Below are 19,748 nucleotides of genomic sequence, written 5' to 3' on the forward strand. Positions count from 1 at the left end.
GGGGCGCCTCACTCGCAGGGGCCGGTGTCGACCGGGGCCGTCGCGGTGCGGCCGGTCTCCGCGGCCGTGGACACCTGCTGGGCGGTCAGCGCGTAGCCGGTCGTCGGGTCGGTGATCGCCGAGGCGAAGACGACGCCGAGCACCTGGCCGGTGCCGTCGAACAGCGGCCCGCCGGAGTTGCCGGCCCGCACCTCGCCGTAGAGGGCGTAGACGTCGCGCCGGACGGTCTGCTGGTCGCGGAAGTCCGGCCCGCTGATCTCCCCGCGGTCGCGGACCCGCGCCGGCCCGACGAACAGCCCGCCGCCGCCCGGGTAGCCCATGATGATCGCGTCGGCGCCGAAGTCGACCGGCTCCGGCGCGAAGTCCAGCGGCACCTGCGGCAGCCCCGGGACGGCGAGCACGGCGACGTCGACCTCCGGGTCCACGTACACGGGCGTCGCCTCGTACTCCTCGCCCTCGGCGGTGACCACCGGCTCGTTGACGCCGGCCAGCACGTGCGCGTTGGTCATCACCCGACCCGGGGCGTACACGAAGCCCGAGCCGTCGATCTGCCGGGAGCACGAGCCCGCCACCCCGCGGATCTGCACCACGGAGCCCTGCACGCTGGCGACCACGGGGCTCGCCGCCAGCGCCGGGTCCGGCGCCGGGACGTCGCGCACCTCGGTGGGGGTCAGCGGGTCCAGGACGTCGGGCAGCCCGCGCCGCTCGATCGCCTCCCGCAGCTGGTCGTAGACGGCCCGCACGCCGTCGGGCACGCTGGCGTCGACGGCGCGCACCAGCGCCGACTGCCGCACCTGGCTGGCGACCTCGGGGAACGGTGCGGTGGCCAGCGGGGTGGCGACCATCCAGGCCACGAGCAGCACCGCGACCGCCGACAGCGCCGCCCCCGCGACCGAGTCCACGACCTTCGCCGGCTCCCAGGTGACCCGGCTGCGCACGGCCCGCCCGATCGCGCCGGCCAGCAGCTGCCCGAGCAGCGCCCCGGCGAGGACGACGACCAGCGCGGCGAACACCCGCGCCACCGGCGAGGCGTCGACGCTGTCGGCCACCGCCCCCGACAGCTGCGCCCCCACGACCGCGCCGCCGAAGAAGCCGAGGAACGACGCCGCCGACACCAGCAGCCCCTGCCGGAAACCGGAGAACGCGAAGGCCAGCGCCAGGACGATGACGACGAGGTCGACGAGGGACACGGCTCAGCCCGCCGGCGCGACCGTCATCGTGCCGACCTGCCCCACCTGCAGGTGGAAGCTGCAGTCGAAGGGGTAGTCGCCCGGCGCCTGGACCTCGAACTCGATGGTGTCGCTCTCCCCCGGCTGCAGCAGGTCGATGCCCGCGTCGATCGCCGCCGGACCCGTGTCGGGCGTGAACCGGAAGTTGTGCACCATCTGCTCGGCGGTGTTGCGCACCGTCAGCCGGACCGGGCCGGGCGCGACCGTGAAGGCGTCGGGCACGAAGACGTAGTCGTCCGGGGTCTCGATGGTGACCTCCTGGACGCCGTCGGGCGCCGTCGTCACCGTCCCGAGGGCCGCGTCGCCGCCGGACGACGACGCCGCGCCGCCACCGCCGTCCCCGCCGCCGTCGTCCCCGCCGCAGCCGGCCAGCACGAGGACCACTCCGGCAGCGACCGCAGCGGCCTTCGTGCAGGGACCCGCCGCGAGCTTGCGAGCGGTGGGGGGCACGGAGGTCCTTCTACCGGTCATCGCCCGCGAACCGTACGCGCCGCGGGCCCGCCTGGCCCGGGATCGGCCACCGTCGGCGCGGCGGCGTCCTCGGTGCCGCCCTCGTCGACGGCACCGGGCAGCCGGCCGGGCCGCGCCACGTCCGGGTCCATCGGCCGCACGTCGCGGGTGTTCCAGGGCCGCGCCAGCCCGGCCGCCTCGAGGATGGCGTCGAGCACGCCGGCGGTGAACCCCCACACCTCCATGCCCGCGACGGCGAACGCGGGCCCGAGGAACCCCGACGGGTGCTTGAGCCGGTACCGGTTGGCCGGGTCGGCGAGGTCGGCGAGCGGCACCCGGGCGACCCGGGCGACCTCCCGCGGGTCGGCGACGACGACCTCCGACGGCTCCTCCCACCAGGCCACGACCGGGACGACGAGGTTGTCCGACGGGCCGAGGAACAGCTCCGGCAGCGTCCCGAGCACGCGGACGCCGTCGGGGTCGACCCCGGCCTCCTCCTCGGCCTCGCGCAGCGCGGTGCCCACCGGGTAGTCGTCGCCCGGGTCGACGCCGCCGCCCGGGAAGGCCGGCTGGCCGGCGTGCGTGCGCAGGTGCGCGGACTTCTCGATCAGCAGCACGTCGGGGCCGTGCGGCCCCTCCCCGAACAGCACGAGGACGGCGGAGCGGCGCGCGGTGGCCGTCCGCTCCTGCATGCGGTGGCGCAGCGGCAGGTCGTCGGCGCGGTCGAGCAGCCGCTGGAGGAACTCCGGCAGCTCGGCGTCGGCGGCGGCCGCGCTCACACCTGCACCCCGAGGTGCTCGGCGGCCAGGGCGGCCAGCTCGTCGACCGAGTCGACCGGCCCGACCTGCACGAACGCGACGCCGCCGTCGGCGTCCAGGAAGTAGGTGTAGGGCAGCGCGCCGAGGCCGAGCTCGGCCATCAGGTCGCCGTCGCCGTCGAACGCGGCCGGGAAGGAGGCCTCGGCCTCCTCGGCGAAGGACTCCGCCTGCGGCGCGCCGTCCCGGCTGATGACGCCGACGACGCCCAGCCGGTCCCCGGCCCGGTCCGCCAGCCCCTGCATCAGCGGCAGCTCCTCGCGGCAGGGCCCGCACCAGCTGGCCCACAGGTTGACCACGGTGGGCACGCCGGGCGCCCGGCCGAGGTCGAGGGTGCCCCCGCCGGGGCAGTCGAACGCCAGGTCCGGCAGCGTCTGCGCGCCCGCGGCCGCGCGGTCGGGCTGCTCGGCGCAGGCGCCGAGGACCGTGTCGGCCGGGAAGCCGCGCGGGCCGGGCGCGGGCTCGTCGTCGCCGTCCGCGGTGCACCCGGCGAGGACGGCGAGGGTGGCGAGGCCGGCCCCCGCCAGCCGCACCCTCGACACGGTCCTCATTCGGTGTCCGAGGCGGCCGGGGTCTTCACCAGCTTCACGGCGGCCTCGGGGTCGGTCGGGCCGATGCCGTAGGAGGGGCACCAGCGGGCCAGCCCGCAGGCGCCGCAGGCGGCCTTCTTCGCGTGGCACACCCGGCGCCCGTGGAAGATCACGCGGTGGCTGAACATGGTCCACTCGCGCTTGGGGATCAGCTCGGCGATCTCGGCCTCGACCTTCACCGGGTCCTCCTCCGCCGTCCAGCCGAAGCGGCGGACCAGCCGGCCGAAGTGGGTGTCGACGGTCAGGCCGGGCACGTCGAAGGCGTTGCCCAGGACGACGTTCGCCGTCTTGCGGCCCACGCCCGGCAGCGTGACCAGGTCGGCCATCCGGCCCGGGACCTCGCCGTCGAACCGCTCGACCAGGGCCTGCGCCAGCCCCAGCACCGAGTTCGCCTTGGCGCGGAAGAAGCCGGTCGGCTTGAGGATCTCCTCCAGCTCCGCGCGGTCCGCGCCGGCCAGGGCGACCGCGTCGGGGTAGCGCGCGAACAGCCGCGGCGTCACCTTGTTGACCATCTTGTCGGTGGTCTGCGCCGACAGGACCGTGGCCACCAGCAGCTCGAAGGCGTTGGTGAAGTCGAGCTCGCAGTGCGCGTCGGGGTGGATGACCGCGAGCTCGCGGGCCATCCGCCGGGCCCGCCGGGTGCGCGCCAGCGGCGTCTCGTCGGGGTCGAACGGCACGCCGCCGCGGGCTGCGGTGCGGCGAGCCGGCGCGGGACGGGGGACGGGGCGCGCGTAGGCCGGCGAGGACACGCGATCGAGGGTAGGCGGCGGGTCCGACGGCGCGGACGTGCGATCATCGCCCGCGGCACCGCCCCGGGCATGGACGCCCGACACGGGGGGTAACCGGGATCCGCGCGGGCGTTCCAGGCGTCGCCGTCCCAGGACCGGAGGAGGAGATACCGGTGGTCGCCCTCGTCGTGATCCTGTTCCCGCCACTGCTCATCGCCTTCCTGCTGGTGATGGAGCGGGTGGAGGAGCCGCTGCGCCGGCCGACGCCCCGGCGGGAGGTCGCCGAGTTCGTCGACACCGCCTCGGCCGGGGAGGTCGAGACCCTCACCCACTCCGGCGTCGGCCGCGCGATGGGCCGGTGGCGGCGCCGGCGGCGGGTCAAGCGCGCCGCTCCCCCGCTCGTCTGAGGCCCCCACCTCACCCGTCGGAGGTGGCCCACCTCCCACCGATCGGGTGACCGTGCGCACAGCTCGCCTAGACTCCACCCGGAGATCGGCGGGCGCGGCAGTGCGGCCCCCCGTCGATGCGGAACTCGAGGTGTGACCGAGGCGCTCGGTCGAGAGGACACGTAGTGGACGAGGTGCTGGTCCAGTCCGGGCTCTTCCAGGGGCTGTCGGAGGAGGCCGTGACCCCGGTCATCAGCCGGCTGGAGACGATCACCCTGCCGCGCGGCCGGGTCGTCTTCAACGAGGGCGAGCCCGGGGACAGCCTGTACATCGTCCTCACGGGGAAGATCAAGCTGTCCCGCCGGTCGCCGGACGGGCGGGAGAACGTGCTGGCCGTCATGGGCCCGTCCGACCAGTTCGGCGAGCTGTCGGTGTTCGACCCCGGCCCGCGGACGGCGACCGCCACCGCGGTGACCGACGTGAAGCTGGCCCGGATGCCGCAGACCGTGCTCCGGCCGTGGATCGAGAGCCACCCGGAGATCGGCGAGAAGCTGCTGCAGGTCCTCGCCCGCCGGCTGCGGCGCACCAACGACTCGGTCGCCGACCTGATCTTCACCGACGTGCCCGGCCGCGTGGCCAAGGCGCTGCTGCAGATGGCCGACCGCTTCGGCAGCCGGGAGACCGACGGCCTGCGCGTCAAGCACGACCTCACCCAGGAGGAGCTGGCCCAGCTGGTCGGCGCCTCCCGCGAGACGGTGAACAAGGCGCTGGCCGACTTCGTGCACCGCGGCTGGATCCAGCTGCAGGGCAAGTCGGTCGTCGTCCTCGACGAGGACCGGCTGCGCCGCCGCGCGCGCTGAGCTGCGACGCACGAGAGGCCGGGCACCCGCTGGGGGCCCGGCCTCTCGCGTTCGGTGGTCTCCCCACGGGCGGTGTGCGTCTGCTGCCCGGTCCGGAGCCGGTCCGGGCACCGACCGCACAGCGCCCGTGGACGGCGCCCGGACGGCGGAGCGTCAGGACGGCAGCGGCACGACCAGGCGCAGGCGGGTGCCGTCGGGGAGCACGGCCCACGTGCCGTCGGCGGTCCTCTCGAACCGCGGCGTGATGGCGTGCAGCGGCTCCGGCGGGGCGCCGGCCAGCACCGCCGCCACGTCGGGGTAGCGCTGCAGCTGCCCGAGCGTGTGCAGGGTGGGCGGCAGCATCGGCCGCAGGCCTGCCGAGGCCTCGTGCAGCGCCGCGGACGGCGTCAGCCACACCGCCTCGTCGGCCTCGCCGGACACGTGCCGGGCCTCCTGCCCGACCGGCAGCGCGGCGGCGAAGAACTTGGTGTCGTAGCGCCGCGGCTCGGTGGGCGGGGCGATCCAGTGCGCGTAGGGCCGGAGCAGGTCCGAGCGGAGCACGAGCCCGCGCGAGCTGAGCAGCTCCGCCAGGGAGAGCTCGCGGCGCAGCAGCGCCTGCCGCTGCTCCTCCCAGTCGTCCCCGGAGACGTCCGGGACGACGGCGTCGCCGCCCGTGGCCCCGGCCAGCAGGACGCCGGCCTCCTCGAACGTCTCCCGCACCGCGGCGCAGACCAGCTCGCGCGCCAGCCGCTCGTCGCAGCCCAGGGCGGCGCCCCACTCGGCCGGCGACGGCCCGGCCCAGGCCACCTCGACGTCGCCGTCCCGCGGGTCGACGCCCCCGCCCGGGTACGCGGTCATCCCGCCGGCGAAGGGCATCCCCCGCGTGCGGCGCAGCAGGTAGACCTCGAGCCCGTCCGTGCCGTCCCGCACCAGCAGCACCGTGGCGGCCTGCCGGGGCGTCGCCGGTGCGGTCATCGCAGCTCGACGGTGAGCTCGACCTCGACCGGCGCCCCGAGGGGCAGCTCGGCGACGCCGACGGCGCTGCGGGCGTGCTGCCCGGCCGGGCCGAACACCTTGCCCAGCAGCTCGCTGGCGCCGTTCACCACGCGCGGCTGACCGGTGAAGCCCTCCGCGCTGGCCACGTAGCCGACCACCCGGACGATCCGCGCGATCGAGTCGAGGCCGACCAGCTCGTCGACGGCGGCGAGGGCGTTGAGCGCGCAGACCTTGGCGTCGTGGGCGGCGTCCTCGACGTCGACGGAGCCGCCGACCTTGCCGGTGCGCCGCAGCCCGCCGTCGACGAACGGCAGCTGCCCCGAGGTGAAGACGAGCTGACCGGCGCGGACGGCCGGCACGTACGAGGCGACCGGCGCGGCCACCGGGGGCAGCCGGATGCCGAGCTCGGTCAGGCGCGCGGTCCAGCTCTGGGTCGAGGGTGCGGTCATGGTGGGCTCAGCTCACCGGGCGCTTGAGGTAGGCGACCAGCTGCTCGGCGCCGCCGGGGCCCGGCAGGACGGTCACCAGCTCCCAGCCGTCGACCCCCCACGAGTCGAGGATCGCCTTGGTGTTGTGGATCAGCAGGGGGATGGTGGCGTACTCCCACCGCTGCCGGACCGCTTCGCTCATGGGGAGCGACGCTAGCGCAGCCCGACGGCCCGCACGGGCCCCGGAGCCGACCTGCTCCTAGGCTCTGTCCGGTGAGCACCGATCCCTTCCCCGTGCGCTGCCACGTGGTGTCCGGCAAGGGCGGGACCGGCAAGACGACGGTGGCCGCCGCCCTCGCCCTCGCGCTGGCCGCCGACGGCCGGGAGGTGCTGCTCGTCGAGACCGAGGGCCGGCAGGGCATCGCCCAGCTGTTCGACACCCCGCCGCTGCCCTACGAGGAGCGCCGGGTGGCCGTGGCCCGCGGCGGCGGCGAGGTGAAGGCGCTGGCGATCGACGTCGAGGAGGCTCTCCTCGAGTACCTCGAGATGTTCTACAACCTCCGCCGCGCCGGCCGGGCGCTGCGCAAGATGGGCGCCATCGACTTCGCGACGACGATCGCGCCGGGCCTGCGGGACGTGCTGCTCACCGGCAAGATCAAGGAGGCCGTCACCCGCCGCCGCGACGGCCACCGCGTGTACGACGCCGTCGTCGTCGACGCGCCGCCCACCGGCCGGATCACCCGCTTCCTCGGGGTCACCGGCGAGATGGCCGGGCTGGCCCGCTCCGGCCCGATCAAGACCCAGAGCGACGGCGTCATGGCGGTGCTGAAGTCGCCGCAGACCGCCGTGCACTTGGTGACCCTGCTGGAGGACATGCCGGTCCAGGAGACCGCCGACGCGATCGCCGACCTCACCGCCGCCGGGCTGCCGGTCGGCTCGGTGATCGTGAACATGGCGACCGAGCCGGTGCTCCCCGAGGCGGACCTGGCCGCGGCCGCGGCGGGCCGGCTCACCGGCGCCGACCTCGCCCCCGCGCTGGCCGCCGCGCACCTGCCCGACGGACCGGCGCTGGCCGACGCGCTGGCCGCCGAGGCCGTCGAGCACGCCCGCCGCTGGGCGGCGCAGGACGCGCTGCGCGGCCAGGTCGCCGCGCTGGGCCGCCCCACGGTGGAGCTGCCCCTGCTCACCGGCCCGATCGACCTGTCCTGCCTCTACGAGCTCGCCGAGCGGCTCGAGGAGCACCTCGCCGCGGGGGTGGCCGCGTGAGCGGGCAGGGGCGTGGGCACCGCAGCGAGGGACGAGCGAGGAGCGGAGCGCCCCGCGTGAGCGAACCGAGGACATGGTGAGCGCCGAGCCGGCGGAGGCCGCCGAGCCGGCGAAGCGCCCGGCCGGCCGGCTCGCGCCGCCCGTGCGACCGGCGCTGCCGATGGACCTCGCCGCGCTGATCGAGGACCGCGAGACCCGGATCCTCGTGTGCTGCGGCGCCGGCGGCGTCGGCAAGACCACGACGTCGGCGGCGCTGGCGCTGGCCGCGGCCGAGGCCGGCCGGACCGTCGTCGTCCTCACCATCGACCCCGCGCGGCGGCTGGCCCAGTCCCTCGGGCTGGCGGAGCTGGACAACGAGCCGCGGCGGGTCGACGTCCCGGGGGCCGACGGCGAGCTGCACGCGATGATGCTGGACATGAAGCGGACGTTCGACGACGTCGTCGCCGCGCACTCGACGCCCGAGCGGGCCGAGCAGATCCTGGCCAACCCCTTCTACCAGTCGCTGTCGTCCTCCTTCGCCGGGACGCAGGAGTACATGGCGATGGAGAAGCTGGGGCAGCTGCGGGCCACCGACAAGTGGGACCTGATCGTCGTCGACACCCCGCCGTCGCGGTCGGCGCTGGACTTCCTCGACGCCCCCAACCGGATGGGCCGCTTCCTCGACGGCACGATGATCCGGCTGCTCACCGCGCCCGCCCGGGCCGGGGGCCGGGCCGGCATCCGGCTGGTCGGCGCCGGGTTCATGGTGTTCAGCCGGATCATCAGCAAGATCCTCGGCGGGCAGCTGCTGCGCGACATCTCCGCGTTCGTCGCCGCCCTGGACACCATGTTCGGCGGGTTCCGCGAGCGGGCGACCGCCACCTACGAGCTGCTGCGCCGGCCGGGCACCTACTTCGTCGTCGTCGCGACGCCGGAGCCCGACGCGCTGCGCGAGGCGTCCTACTTCGTCGACCGGCTGTCGGCCGAGGGCATGCCGCTGGCCGGGCTGGTGCTCAACCGCACCCACCCGCCGGCGAGCACCGTGCTGAGCGCCACGCGCGCCGAGGCCGCCGCCGAGGAGGTCGCCGAGGCCGGCGGGGACGGCGCCGGGCTGGCCGCCGGCGCGCTGCGGGTGCACGCCGAGCGGATGCAGCTCGCCGCCCGCGAGCAGCGGCTGGCCGACCGGTTCACCAGCGCCCACCCGGAGGTCGCCGTCCGCACCGTCCCGGCCGCCGCCGGCGACGTGCACGACCTCGACGGGCTGCGGGTCATGGCCGGCGAGCTGACCGGTCCGGACGGCGACACGCCGACCGGCGTGCCCCGCACACGGGTGCTGCCCGCGCGCCGCGGCTGATCCGGGCGTCGGCGCGGCGCGGCACCGTACATTCGTCGGCGATGTCGACTTCTGCCGCCCCCAAGCGCTCCGTCGTCCTGGCGAAGCTCGCGGGGTCCATCGTCCTGGCCGGCGCCCTCGTCGCCGGCATGATGCTGCCCTTCGTGGGCGGCACCGGCCTGGTGGCGCGCAACTCCGCGTCCCTGCTCGACGCGCTCCCGGTGGAGCTGACCGACGCGACGCCCGCCGGCAACAGCCGGGTGCTGGCCGCCGACGGGTCGCTGATCACCATGTTCTACGAGCACAACCGGACCGTGGTCACCAGCGACCAGATCGCCCCGGTGATGAAGCAGGCGCTGGTCGACATCGAGGACTCGCGCTTCTACGAGCACAACGGCCTGGACGTGCAGGGCACGCTGCGCGCGCTGGTGACCAACGTCGCCGCCGGCGAGGTGCAGGAGGGTGGCTCGACGATCACCCAGCAGCTGGTCAAGCAGACCCTGATCGAGACGGCGACCAGCGCCGAGGAGATCGCGGCCGCCCAGGAGCAGGACGGCACCGCCGGCGTGTCCCGCAAGCTGCGCGAGGCGCGGCTGGCGCTGGCCCTGGAGGAGACCTACTCCAAGGACGAGATCCTCACCCGCTACCTGAACATCGTGTACTTCGGGAACGGCGCCTACGGCATCCAGGCCGCCGCCCAGACGTACTTCAGCGTCAACGCGATCGACCTCACGCTGCCGCAGGCGGCGATGCTCGCGGGCCTGGTGCAGAGCCCGACGAAGGACGACCCGATCAACAACCCGGAGAACGCGCAGGTCCGCCGCGACCAGGTGCTCGGCCGGATGCTCGCCCAGGACAGCATCTCCCAGGCCGACCACGACGCGATCGCCGGCACCCCGGTCCAGGTCGTGCCCGGCCAGGCGCCGCCCAACGGCTGCATCGACGCCGCGATCGGCGGGTTCTTCTGCGCCTACCTCGAGCAGTACCTGACCAACACCCTGGGCATCAGCCAGGACCTGCTGGACAACGGCGGGCTGACCATCCAGACCACGCTGCGCCCGGACATGCAGGCCGCCGGCGACCAGGCCGTGCTCAACACGCTGCCCATGGGCGACGAGCTGGCCGGCATGTACACCGCCGTCGAGCCGGGCACCGGCAAGGTGCTGGCGATGAGCGTGAACCGGCGCTTCGGCTGCGACGGGCCCGAGTGCGAGTCGGTGGTGCTCAACACCGCGTACAGCCAGGGCTCGGGCTCGACCTACAAGGTGTTCACCGCGGCCGCCGCGCTCGAGCAGGGGTACTCGCAGTACTACACGATCACCACCGGCGACCCGTACACGTCGCGGGTGTACCGCAACGGCTCGCGCCCCTACTCGGTGGGCAACGCCGGCAACTACCCGGCGACGCTGGACATGGAGCGGGCGCTCTACATGTCCTCCAACACCTACTTCCTCGCGTTGGAGGACGCCCTCGGCAGCGTCGAGGCCCCGGTCCGGATCGCCGAGCGCATGGGCATGAACTTCACCGTCGACTCCGGCGACCAGATCATCGACGAGAACCGCGGCTCGTTCACCCTCGGCGCCGAGCCGACCAGCCCGCTCGACCTGGCCAGCGCGTACTCGACGCTCGCCGCCAACGGCACCCAGTGCGACCCGACGCCGGTCGTCGAGGTGCTCGACCGCGAGGGCCGGCCGCTGACCGGCGAGGACGGCGAGCCGCTGGTGACCGCCGACAACTGCACCGCGCAGGCCATCCCGCCGGGCGTGGCGACCACGATGAACCAGATGCTGCGCAAGGACGTCGAGCCCGGCCACAGCGGCCAGACGGGCTCCCGGGCGTTCGTCCCCGGCCACCAGATCGCCGGCAAGACCGGGACGTCGCAGAGCAACTTCTCGGTGGCCTTCGTCGGCTACACGCCCCAGTACACGGCCAGCGTGATGGTGCTCAACCCGAAGCGGAACCAGAACGTCGGCGGCTTCGGTGGCGGCAAGGGCGCCACGATCTGGCACGACGCGATGCAGCCCATCCTCAGCGGCCAGCCGATGGTGCCCTTCCCCGCCGCCGACCCGGTGGTGCAGAACGGCAACACCCGGCAGGTGCCCGGCTGCTCCACCGTGAGCGGCTGCCAGTCGGCGCTGACCTCGGCCGGCCTGCGCTTCGACGTGGAGGAGGTCGACAGCGACCAGCCGCAGGGCACCGTCGTCGGCACCGACCCGCCCGCCGGTGCCCGCGCGATCGAGGACCAGATCGTCGTCATCCAGGTGAGCAACGGCTCGGCCTACGTCGAGCCGGCCCCGGCCCCGACGGAGCCCCAGGACGGCGGCGCCCAGCCCGGCGACGGGCGGGGTGACGCGGGCGACCTCGGCGGCGGAGGCGGCGGGAACGGCGGTCCCGGAGGCGGCGACGGTGGCGGCGGCGGCGGGAACGGCGGCCCCGGCGGTGGCGGCGGCGGCGGCGGGAACGGCTAGGCCGCGGCCGCCGGCTCAGCCGAGCTGGCGGCGGACCTCCGCGGCCACCCGGGAGCCCTCGGCCCGGCCGGCCACCGCGGCGGTCGCGGCGCCCATGACCCGGCCCATGTCCTTCATGCCGGTCGCGCCGGTCGTGGTGATGACGTCGGCGACCAGCGCCGCGAGGTCGGCGTCCTCGAGCTGCGCCGGCAGGTAGCCGGCGAGCACCCCCTCCTCGGCGCGCTCCCGCTCGGCCTGGGCGGCGCGGCCGGCGCCGGCGAAGGCCTCGGCGGCCTCGCGCCGTTTCTTGGCCTCGCGGCGGACCACGGCCTGCACCTCGTCGCCGGACAGCTCGCGGGCCTCCTTGCCGGCGACCTCCTCGGCGCTGACCGCGGCGAGGACCATCCGCAGCGTCGCGGTGCGCAACTCGTCGCGGGACTTCATGGCGGCGGTCAGGTCGGCGCGGAGCCGGCTCTTCAGGTCGTCTGCGGGGTCGGGCACGTGCCCAGCCTGACACGGCCCCTCCCCGCCCGGGCCCCGTACCCTGGCTGGACATGCGCTGGTACACCGCTGCGCCCGCCGTGGCGCTCGCCTCGGGGGCGGCCACCCTCGGCTACGCCGGCCTCTACGAGCGGACCCGCTGGACGCTGCGCCGCTTCGACGTCCCGGTCCTGGCCCCGGGGTCGGCGCCGCTGCGGCTGCTGCACGTCTCCGACGTGCACATGACCGCCGGCCAGCGCTCCAAGCAGGAGTGGCTGGCCGGGCTCGCCGGGCTGCGGCCGCACCTGGTGGTCGACACCGGGGACAACCTCGCCGGGCAGGACGCCGTCCCGCCGACGCTGCGCGCGCTGGACGGGCTGCTCGACGTCCCCGGCGCCTTCGTGACCTCGTCCAACGACTACTACGCGCCCAAGCCGAAGAACCCGCTCAAGTACTTCAAGAAGAAGCACAAGCGGGTGCTGGGCGACCCGCTGCCCTGGCGGGAGCTGCGCGACGGGTTCACCGGCCGCGGCTGGCTGGACCTGACCAACCGCCGCGGCGAGCTCACCGTCGACGGCCGGCGGGTCGTGCTCGCCGGCGTCGACGACCCGCACCTGAAGCGGGACCGCTACGACGCCGTCGCCGGGCCGGCCGACCCCACGGCGGACCTGCGCATCGGCCTGGTGCACGCCCCGGAGCCGCGGGTGCTCGACCGGTTCGCCGCCGACGGCTACGACCTGCTCCTGTGCGGCCACACCCACGGCGGGCAGCTGCGGGTGCCCGGCTTCGGCGCGCTGGTCACCAACTGCGGCCTGGACCGGGAGCGGGTGCGCTGGCTGCACCGCTGGACGCAGCCCGCTCCCGGGCACCCGAACGGCACGTGGCTGCACGTCTCGGCGGGGCTGGGCACCAGCCCGTACGCCCCGGTGCGCTTCGCCTGCCCGCCGGAGGCGACGCTGCTGACGCTCACCGCACGGCCCGCCTGAGCCCGCTGCCGGGTCCGCTCCGGCGGGACGGTAGAGTGGTCGCCGCACGCCTCGGGGTGTGGCGCAGCTTGGTAGCGCGCGTCGTTCGGGACGACGAGGCCGCAGGTTCAAATCCTGTCACCCCGACCAGATCAGGGGCCGCCGGAAGGCGGCCCCTGACTCGTTTCCGCCCGCTTCCGGTTGGCACGCGGTCGTGGCGGGCACCGGGGAGCCCGATGACCGAGTGGCTGCTCCTCCTCGCCGCGGTGCTGCTGACCGCGTTCACCGGCTTCTTCGTCGCCGCCGAGTTCTCCCTCACCACGGTCGACCGCGGCCGGGCGGAGGAGGCCGCGGAGGCCGGCGACCGCGGCGCCCGCGGCGTCGTCGCGGCGCTGCGCGGGCTGTCGACGCAGCTGTCGGCCGCGCAGCTGGGCATCACGATCACCACGCTGGTGGTCGGGTTCCTGGCCGAGCCCGCCCTCGGGCAGCTGCTGCGCGGCCCGCTCGAGGCCGTCGGCGTGCCCGAGGGGGCGCTGCACGGCGTGTCCTACGGGGTGGCGATCGCGCTGGCCACCGCGCTGCAGATGTGGCTCGGCGAGCTGGGGCCGAAGAACCTGGCGATCGCCAACCCGCTGCGGGTGGCCGCCCTCGTGGCGCCCGGGATGCGCGCCTTCACGACGGCGACCGGCTGGATCGTCAACGGGCTGCAGCGGCTGGCCAACGCCATCGTGCGCCGGCTGGGCTTCGAGCCGCGCGAGGAGCTCGACTCCGCCCGGGGCGCCGAGGAGCTCGCCGCGGTCGCCCGCCGCTCCGCCGCGGAGGGCGACCTCTCCCCCGTCGCCGCCCGGCTGCTCACCCGCTCCCTGGGTCTGCGGCAGAAGTACGCGACGGACGTCATGACGCCGCGGACGCGGTTGTGGACCGTCAGCTCGCGCGCCACCGCGAACGACGTCATCCGTGCGGCGACCGAGTCGGGCAACTCCCGCTTCCCCGTCTACGGCGCCGACCTCGACGAGGTGACCGGCATCGTGCACGTGAAGCACGCGGTCGGCGTCCCCGAGGCCGAGCGCGACCGGCGGACCGCCGAGGAGCTCGCCGCGCCGCTGCTCGCCGTGCCGTCGTCCCTGCAGCTGGAGCGGCTGCTGGACCTGCTGCGTGAGCAGGGCCTGCAGGTCGCGCTGGTGGTCGACGAGTGGGGCGCCACCCACGGACTGGTGACCCTGGAGGACATCGTGGAGGAACTGGTCGGGGAGATCACCGACGAGACCGACCGGCCGCTGCGCACCATGCGGCGCCTCGACGAGGACCACTGGCTGCTGTCGGGCCTGCTTCGGCCCGACGAGGTGCTGGACCGGACGGGGATCGCCGTCCCGGAGGGCCGCTACGAGACGCTGGCCGGCTTCCTCACCGAGCGGCTGCAGCGGCTGCCCGAGGTCGGCGACCGGGTGGAGCTGCCCGGCGCCTGCCTGACCGTGGAGACGCTGGACGGGCGGCGGGTCGCCCGGGTGCGCGCCGAGCGGCTGCCGGAGCCCGCCGAGGCCGAGGAGGCGGCGGCATGAGCGACGCCGTCGCCCTGCTGGTCCTGGTCGCGCTGCTCCTGGGCAACGCCTTCTTCGTGGCCGCGGAGTTCGCGCTGGTCTCCGTCCGCGCCGACCAGATCGAGCCCCGCGCCGAGGCGGGCTCGGCGCGCGCGGTCAAGACGCTGGCCGCGTTGCGCAACGTCTCGAAGATGATGGCGGCCGCGCAGCTGGGGATCACGCTGTGCTCGCTCGGTCTGGGCGCGGTCGGCGAGCCCGCCGTCGCCCACCTCATCGAGGAGCCGCTGCACGCCCTCGGCGTCCCGGAGGCGCTGCTGCACCCGATCGCCCTGGTCATCGCGCTGTCGCTGGTGACCGTGCTGCACATGGTGCTGGGCGAGATGGTGCCCAAGAACATCACCATCGCCGGGCCGGACACCGCGGCGCTGGTCCTCGGCCCGTCGCTGGCCGCCTTCGCGAGGCTGCTCACGCCGGTCATCTGGTTCTTCAACACGACGGCGAACGGCTTCGTGCGGCTGTTCGGGGTGACGCCCCGGGACGAGGTGGCGGCCAGCTTCGACGAGGCCGAGATCCGCTCGATGATCACCCAGTCCCGGCGGGAGGGCCGCCTCGGCCGGGAGGTCGGCGAGCTGGCCACCGGCGCGCTGACCTTCGAGCAGCACACGGTGGAGGACGTGCTCATGCCGATGGCGACCGTGGTCACCGTGCCGCGGACGACGTCGCCGCGGCAGCTGGAGGCCGTCGTCGGCGAGCACGGGTTCAGCCGCTACCCGGTCCGCGGGGACGACGGCGCCCTGGTGGGGTTCGTCCACGTCAAGGACGCGCTGGGCGTCGCGGGCGAGGCGCGGGACCGGCCGGTGCCCGCCGAGGACGTCGTCCCGCTGGTGCCGCTGGCCGCCGGGAGCGGGCTGCCCGACGTCCTGGCCGAGATGCGGACCCAGGGGGCCCACCTGGGCGTCGTGGGCCCGCTCGACGACCCGGCCGGCATCGTGGCCCTGGAGGACGTCCTGGAGCTGCTGATCGGCGACGTGCGCGACGCCGCGGCCGACCTCGCGGCGGGCGCCGCACCCCGGACCGGAGCGGAGGCGGGGGCCGGCGCCGGGGGAAGATGACCCGGTGAGCGCAGCGCCGACGTCGTCCCCCCTGTCCCCGGAGGTCACCGCCCGCTGGCAGGCCCGGTTCCGGGCCCCGCGGGTGAGCCTGCCCGACTGGGCGCTGGAGGCGCCGCACCGCTGCCTGTACTCCTCCGACGCCGGCGGGGTCGTCGAGCAGTACGCCTGGGACCGCACCACCGACGCCCACCGGCAGGTCACCGACCGGCCCAACGGCACGCTGATCGGCACCCTCTCCCCCGACGGCGAGACGATCTGGTGGTTCGCCGACACCGACGGCGACGAGTTCGGCGTCTGGATGGTGCAGCCGTTCGCCGGCGGCGAGGACCGGGTGGCCCTGCCGGACGTCGGCCCGGCCTACCCGGCCGGCCTGGAGATCGGCGACACCCTGGTGGCCGTGGGCCGCTCCACCGACGACGGCAGCGAGCTGTGGCTGGCCCCGGCCGGCGGTCCGGCCCGGGTGGTCTACCGGCACCCCGACCCGGCCTCGGTGGACGCGCTGACCTTCGACGAGGACCTGCTGGTCGTCTCGCACTCCGAGCACGGCGACCCGCGCTACCCGGCGCTGCGCGTGCTGCGGACCGGCGACACCACACTCGAGGAGCCGGCGGTCGTCGCGGAGAAGTGGGACGGCGAGGGCCGCGGCCTGCACGCCCTGGAGTTCGCGCCGCTGGCCGGCGACCGGCGGCTGCTGGTCGGGCACGAGCGGCGCGGCCGCGAGGAGCTGCTGGTCTGGGACGTCGGCACCGACACCGAGACCGAGATCGTGCTCGACCTGCCCGGGGACGTGACCGCCGGCTGGTACCCCGACGGGTCCGCGCTGCTGGTCGGCCACGACCACGCCGCCCGCAGCGAGCTGTACCGCTACGACCTGGCCACCGGGACGCTGGAGCGGCTGGACACCCCGCGCGGCGTCGTCCGCGGCGCCACGGCCCGGCCGGACGGCACCGTGGAGCTGGCCTGGTCCTCGGCGGAGCTGCCGCCGGTGATCCGGCGGGCCGACGGGCCGGTCGTGCTCGCCGCGCCCGGCGAGGCGCCGCCGGCCGCCTACCCGGTGGAGGACCGCTGGGTGCCGGGGCCCGGGGGCGACGTCCACGCGCTGCTGGTCCGCCCGGCCGGGGAGCCGCCGTTCGCGACCGCGTTCCTGGTGCACGGCGGGCCGGAGGCCGCCGACGACGACTCCTACCGCGCGCGGCGGGCGGCCTACGTCGACGCGGGCTACGCGGTCGTGCACGTGAACTACCGCGGGTCCACCGGCTACGGCAGCGCCTGGCGGGACGCGCTGACCGGCCGGCCGGGGCTCACCGAGCTCGAGGACGTCGCCGCCGTCCAGGACGCGCTGGTCGCCGAGGGGCTGGTCGACCCGGCCCGCTCGCTGCTCACGGGCGGCTCCTGGGGCGGCTTCCTGACCCTGCTGGGCCTCGGCACGCAGCCGGAGCGGTGGGCGGCCGGCATCGCCGAGGTGCCGGTGGCCGACTACCTGGCCGCCTACGAGGACGAGATGGAGGGCCTGCGCGCCTACGACCGGGCGCTGTTCGGCGGCTCACCGGAGGAGGTGCCCGACCGCTACGTCCGATCGTCGCCGATCACCTACGTCGAGGCGGTGCGCGCGCCGGTGCTGGTGGTCGCCGGCGCGAACGACCCCCGCTGCCCGATCCGGCAGATCGACAACTACCTCGGCGAGCTGGAGCGGCTGGGCCGGCCGCACGAGGTGTACCGGTTCGACGCCGGGCACGGGTCGCTGGTCATCGAGGAGACGATCCGGCAGGTCGAGCTGGCGCTGGACTTCGCGCTGCGCCACGTGCAGCCGTGACGGCCGTCAGCCCTGGGCGGCGATGAGCTCCGCGATCTGCACGGTGTTGAGGGCGGCGCCCTTGCGCAGGTTGTCGTTGCTGACGAACAGCGCCAGGCCGCGGCCGCCGTCGACGCCCGGGTCCTGCCGGATGCGGCCCACGTAGCTGGGGTCGCGGCCGGCCGCCTGCAGCGGGTTGGGGACGTCGGAGAGCTCGACGCCGGGGGCGGTGCGGAGCAGCTCGGTCGCCCGCTCCACGCTCAGCGGCCGCTCGAACTCGACGTTGAGCGACAGGGAGTGCCCGGTGAAGACCGGCACCCGGACGCAGGTGCCCGAGACGCGCAGGTCGGGGATGCCGAGGATCTTGCGGCTCTCGTTGCGGAGCTTCTGCTCCTCGTCGGTCTCCCAGCTGCCGTCGTCGACGACCGTGCCGGCCATGGGCAGCACGTTGAAGGCGATCGGGCGCACGTACTTCTGCGGCTCGGGGAAGGTGACCGCCCCGCCGTCGTAGGCGAGCTCGTCGGCCTTGTCGACGACCGCCTTGACCTGCGAGTGCAGCTCCTGCACGCCGGCGATGCCGGAGCCGGAGACCGCCTGGTAGGTGCTGGCGACGATGCGCACGAGGCCGGCCTCGTCGTGCAGCGGCTTGAGCACCGGCATCGCGGCCATGGTGGTGCAGTTCGGGTTGGCGATGATCCGGCCGTGCGCCTGGGCGATGTCGCCGGGGTTGACCTCGCTGCAGACCAGCGGGATGTCCGGGTCCTTGCGGAACGCGGAGCTGTTGTCGATCACGATGACGCCGGCCTCGGCGAAGCGGGGGACCTGCGCGCGCGAGGTGGTGGCGCCGGCGGAGAACAGCGCGACGTCCAGGCCGGTGGGGTCGGCCGTGGCGGCGTCCTCGACCGTGATCTCCCCGTCGCCCCACGGCAGGGTCGTGCCGGCGGAGCGGGCGGAGGCGAAGAAGCGGATCGACGCGATGGGCAGGTCCCGCTCGGCGAGGATCGACCGCATCGCAGCGCCGACCTGGCCGGTCGCGCCGACGACGCCGATGTGCAGGGGGCGCATGCTCATCGTCCGGTCCCTCCGTAGACGACGGCCTCGGTCTCGGCGCCGAGGTCGAACGCGTCGTGCACCGCGCGGACGGCGAGGTCCACGTCGGTGTCCCGGCAGACCACGGAGATGCGGATCTCCGAGGTGCTGATCAGCTCGAGGTTGACGCCGGCGTCGGCCAGCGCCCCGAAGAAGCGGGCGGAGACGCCGGGGTGCGAGCGCATGCCTGCGCCGACCAGGCTGACCTTGCCGATGTGCTGGTCGAAGCGGACGTCGGTGTAGCCGACCGTGTGCTTGACCTTCTCCAGGGCGGCGATGGCGGCCGGGCCGTCGCTCTTGGGCAGCGTGAAGGAGATGTCGGCGAGCTTGCTGGTCTCGGCCGACACGTTCTGCACGATCATGTCGATGTTGATCTCGGCGTCGGCGAGCACGCGGAAGATCTGCGCGGCCTCGCCCGGCCGGTCGGGCACGCCGTAGACGGTGATCTTGCCCTCGCTGCGGTCGTGCGCGACGCCGGTGATGATCGCCTGTTCCACCGAGAGGTCCTCCATCGAGCCGGTCACGATCGTGCCGGGGAGCTGTGAGTAGGAGCTGCGCACGTGCACGGGGATGCCGTAGCGGCGGGCGTACTCGACGCAGCGGAGCATGAGGACCTTGGCGCCCGAGGCGGCCAGCTCCAGCATCTCCTCGTAGGTGACGGTGTCGAGCCGCTTGGCGTTGGGGACGATCCGCGGGTCGGCGGTGAAGACGCCGTCGACGTCGGTGTAGATCTCGCAGACGTCGGCCTCGAGCGCGGCGGCGACGGCGACCGCGGTGGTGTCCGACCCGCCGCGGCCGAGCGTGGTGACGTCCTTGGTGTCCTGGCTGACGCCCTGGAAGCCGGCGACGATGACGATCGAGCCCTCGTCCAGCGCGGACCGCAGCCGGCCCGGCGTGACGTCGATGATCCGCGCCTTGCCGTGGCTGGAGGTGGTGATGACGCCGGCCTGCGAGCCGGTGAACGACCGCGCCTCGTACCCGTGCGTGCTGATCGCAATGGCCAGCAGCGCCATGGAGATGCGCTCGCCGGCGGTCAGCAGCATGTCGAGCTCGCGACCGGGCGGGTCGTCGGTGATCTGGGCCGCCTGGTCCAGCAGCTCGTCGGTGGTGTCACCCATCGCGGAGACCACCACGACGACGTCGTTGCCGTCCTTCTTGGCGGCCACGATCCGCTCGGCGACGCGCTTCATGTGCGCGGCGGAGGCGACGGAGGAGCCGCCGTACTTCTGGACGACGAGGGCCACGACTCAAGAGGCTACCGACGTCCGCGGCCCGGCCCGTGGTTG

20 protein-coding genes and 1 tRNA gene are annotated in these 19,748 nt (G+C 74.9%); 10 read left to right on the forward strand and 11 right to left on the reverse strand.

Annotated features, from left to right (window positions below; translation table 11 throughout):
* Window positions 1-8: 8 nt before the first annotated feature.
* Genes ACI79F_RS03570 through nth form a run of 5 tightly spaced genes read right to left on the reverse strand, consistent with a single transcriptional unit; the run spans window position 9 to window position 3,833 of the window.
* Window positions 9-1,190: a MarP family serine protease gene (locus ACI79F_RS03570; protein WP_456544263.1), complete on the reverse strand. Its 1,182-nt coding sequence runs from the start codon at window positions 1,188-1,190 to the stop codon at window positions 9-11.
* 3 nt (window positions 1,191-1,193) lie between these two features.
* Window positions 1,194-1,679, reverse strand: a complete 486-nt coding sequence (locus tag ACI79F_RS03575; protein WP_456544262.1) for a plastocyanin/azurin family copper-binding protein — start codon at window positions 1,677-1,679, stop codon at window positions 1,194-1,196.
* A 17-nt stretch (window positions 1,680-1,696) separates the two neighbouring features.
* Window positions 1,697-2,458, reverse strand: a complete 762-nt coding sequence (locus tag ACI79F_RS03580; protein ID WP_456544261.1) for an NUDIX hydrolase — start codon at window positions 2,456-2,458, stop codon at window positions 1,697-1,699.
* On the reverse strand, window positions 2,455-3,036 hold the full coding sequence (locus ACI79F_RS03585) for a TlpA family protein disulfide reductase (RefSeq protein WP_456578874.1): 582 nt from the start codon (window positions 3,034-3,036) through the stop codon (window positions 2,455-2,457). Before ACI79F_RS03585 ends, ACI79F_RS03580 begins: the two co-directional genes overlap by 4 nt.
* Before the next feature lie 5 nt (window positions 3,037-3,041).
* A complete protein-coding gene (gene nth / locus ACI79F_RS03590; protein ID WP_456544259.1) occupies window positions 3,042-3,833 on the reverse strand; it encodes an endonuclease III in 792 nt (263 codons plus the stop codon).
* Between the two features lie 152 nt (window positions 3,834-3,985).
* Between nth and ACI79F_RS03595 the strand changes: the two genes are divergently transcribed.
* A complete protein-coding gene (locus ACI79F_RS03595; protein ID WP_456544258.1) occupies window positions 3,986-4,219 on the forward strand; it encodes a hypothetical protein in 234 nt (77 codons plus the stop codon).
* 164 nt (window positions 4,220-4,383) lie between these two features.
* A complete protein-coding gene (locus tag ACI79F_RS03600; RefSeq protein WP_456544257.1) occupies window positions 4,384-5,058 on the forward strand; it encodes a Crp/Fnr family transcriptional regulator in 675 nt (224 codons plus the stop codon).
* A gap of 153 nt (window positions 5,059-5,211) precedes the next feature.
* Here ACI79F_RS03600 and ACI79F_RS03605 read toward each other — a convergent pair whose 3' ends face one another.
* The 3 genes from ACI79F_RS03605 to ACI79F_RS03615 are packed head-to-tail and all read right to left on the reverse strand — an operon-like array spanning window position 5,212 to window position 6,663.
* A complete protein-coding gene (locus tag ACI79F_RS03605; RefSeq protein WP_456544256.1) occupies window positions 5,212-6,012 on the reverse strand; it encodes an NUDIX hydrolase in 801 nt (266 codons plus the stop codon).
* Complete coding sequence (locus tag ACI79F_RS03610; RefSeq protein WP_456544255.1) at window positions 6,009-6,482, reverse strand: RidA family protein; 474 nt, start codon at window positions 6,480-6,482, stop codon at window positions 6,009-6,011. Before ACI79F_RS03610 ends, ACI79F_RS03605 begins: the two co-directional genes overlap by 4 nt.
* A gap of 7 nt (window positions 6,483-6,489) precedes the next feature.
* A complete protein-coding gene (locus tag ACI79F_RS03615) occupies window positions 6,490-6,663 on the reverse strand; it encodes a hypothetical protein (RefSeq protein WP_456544254.1) in 174 nt (57 codons plus the stop codon).
* A gap of 71 nt (window positions 6,664-6,734) precedes the next feature.
* On the opposite strand from ACI79F_RS03615, the gene ACI79F_RS03620 reads away from it, so the two are divergent.
* The 3 genes from ACI79F_RS03620 (at window position 6,735) to ACI79F_RS03630 (ending at window position 11,507) form a co-directional block, all read left to right on the forward strand.
* Entirely contained in the window at window positions 6,735-7,727 is a 993-nt protein-coding gene (locus tag ACI79F_RS03620) for an ArsA family ATPase (protein ID WP_456544253.1), read from the forward strand.
* 73 nt (window positions 7,728-7,800) lie between these two features.
* Complete coding sequence (locus ACI79F_RS03625; protein WP_456578875.1) at window positions 7,801-9,060, forward strand: ArsA family ATPase; 1,260 nt, start codon at window positions 7,801-7,803, stop codon at window positions 9,058-9,060.
* A gap of 41 nt (window positions 9,061-9,101) precedes the next feature.
* Window positions 9,102-11,507 (forward strand): transglycosylase domain-containing protein, encoded by a 2,406-nt coding sequence (locus ACI79F_RS03630; protein ID WP_456544251.1) that lies wholly within the window; start codon window positions 9,102-9,104, stop codon window positions 11,505-11,507.
* 15 nt (window positions 11,508-11,522) lie between these two features.
* On the opposite strand, the gene ACI79F_RS03635 is transcribed toward ACI79F_RS03630, so the two are convergent.
* Window positions 11,523-11,987 carry a GatB/YqeY domain-containing protein gene (locus ACI79F_RS03635; protein ID WP_456544250.1) on the reverse strand — a complete coding sequence of 155 codons (465 nt, stop codon included), beginning with the start codon at window positions 11,985-11,987 and terminating at the stop codon, window positions 11,523-11,525.
* Window positions 11,988-12,040: 53 nt separating this feature from the next.
* On the opposite strand from ACI79F_RS03635, the gene ACI79F_RS03640 reads away from it, so the two are divergent.
* The 5 genes from ACI79F_RS03640 to ACI79F_RS03660 all read left to right on the forward strand — a co-directional run bounded on the left by ACI79F_RS03640 (window position 12,041) and on the right by ACI79F_RS03660 (window position 17,394).
* Window positions 12,041-12,952 (forward strand): metallophosphoesterase, encoded by a 912-nt coding sequence (locus tag ACI79F_RS03640; protein WP_456544249.1) that lies wholly within the window; start codon window positions 12,041-12,043, stop codon window positions 12,950-12,952.
* A gap of 52 nt (window positions 12,953-13,004) precedes the next feature.
* A tRNA-Pro gene (locus ACI79F_RS03645) sits at window positions 13,005-13,081 on the forward strand.
* Between the two features lie 86 nt (window positions 13,082-13,167).
* Window positions 13,168-14,490, forward strand: coding sequence for a hemolysin family protein (locus ACI79F_RS03650; protein WP_456544248.1), 1,323 nt, complete (start codon window positions 13,168-13,170; stop codon window positions 14,488-14,490).
* Complete coding sequence (locus ACI79F_RS03655; RefSeq protein ID WP_456544247.1) at window positions 14,487-15,581, forward strand: hemolysin family protein; 1,095 nt, start codon at window positions 14,487-14,489, stop codon at window positions 15,579-15,581. Before ACI79F_RS03650 ends, ACI79F_RS03655 begins: the two co-directional genes overlap by 4 nt.
* A gap of 4 nt (window positions 15,582-15,585) precedes the next feature.
* Window positions 15,586-17,394: a prolyl oligopeptidase family serine peptidase gene (locus ACI79F_RS03660; protein WP_456544246.1), complete on the forward strand. Its 1,809-nt coding sequence runs from the start codon at window positions 15,586-15,588 to the stop codon at window positions 17,392-17,394.
* Window positions 17,395-17,400: 6 nt separating this feature from the next.
* Here ACI79F_RS03660 and ACI79F_RS03665 read toward each other — a convergent pair whose 3' ends face one another.
* Window positions 17,401-18,444, reverse strand: a complete 1,044-nt coding sequence (locus tag ACI79F_RS03665; protein WP_456544245.1) for an aspartate-semialdehyde dehydrogenase — start codon at window positions 18,442-18,444, stop codon at window positions 17,401-17,403.
* Window positions 18,441-19,706: an aspartate kinase gene (locus tag ACI79F_RS03670; protein ID WP_456544244.1), complete on the reverse strand. Its 1,266-nt coding sequence runs from the start codon at window positions 19,704-19,706 to the stop codon at window positions 18,441-18,443. Before ACI79F_RS03670 ends, ACI79F_RS03665 begins: the two co-directional genes overlap by 4 nt.
* Window positions 19,707-19,748: the final 42 nt, after the last annotated feature.

The sequence above is a fragment of the Blastococcus sp. SYSU D00868 genome, assembly GCF_054050575.1.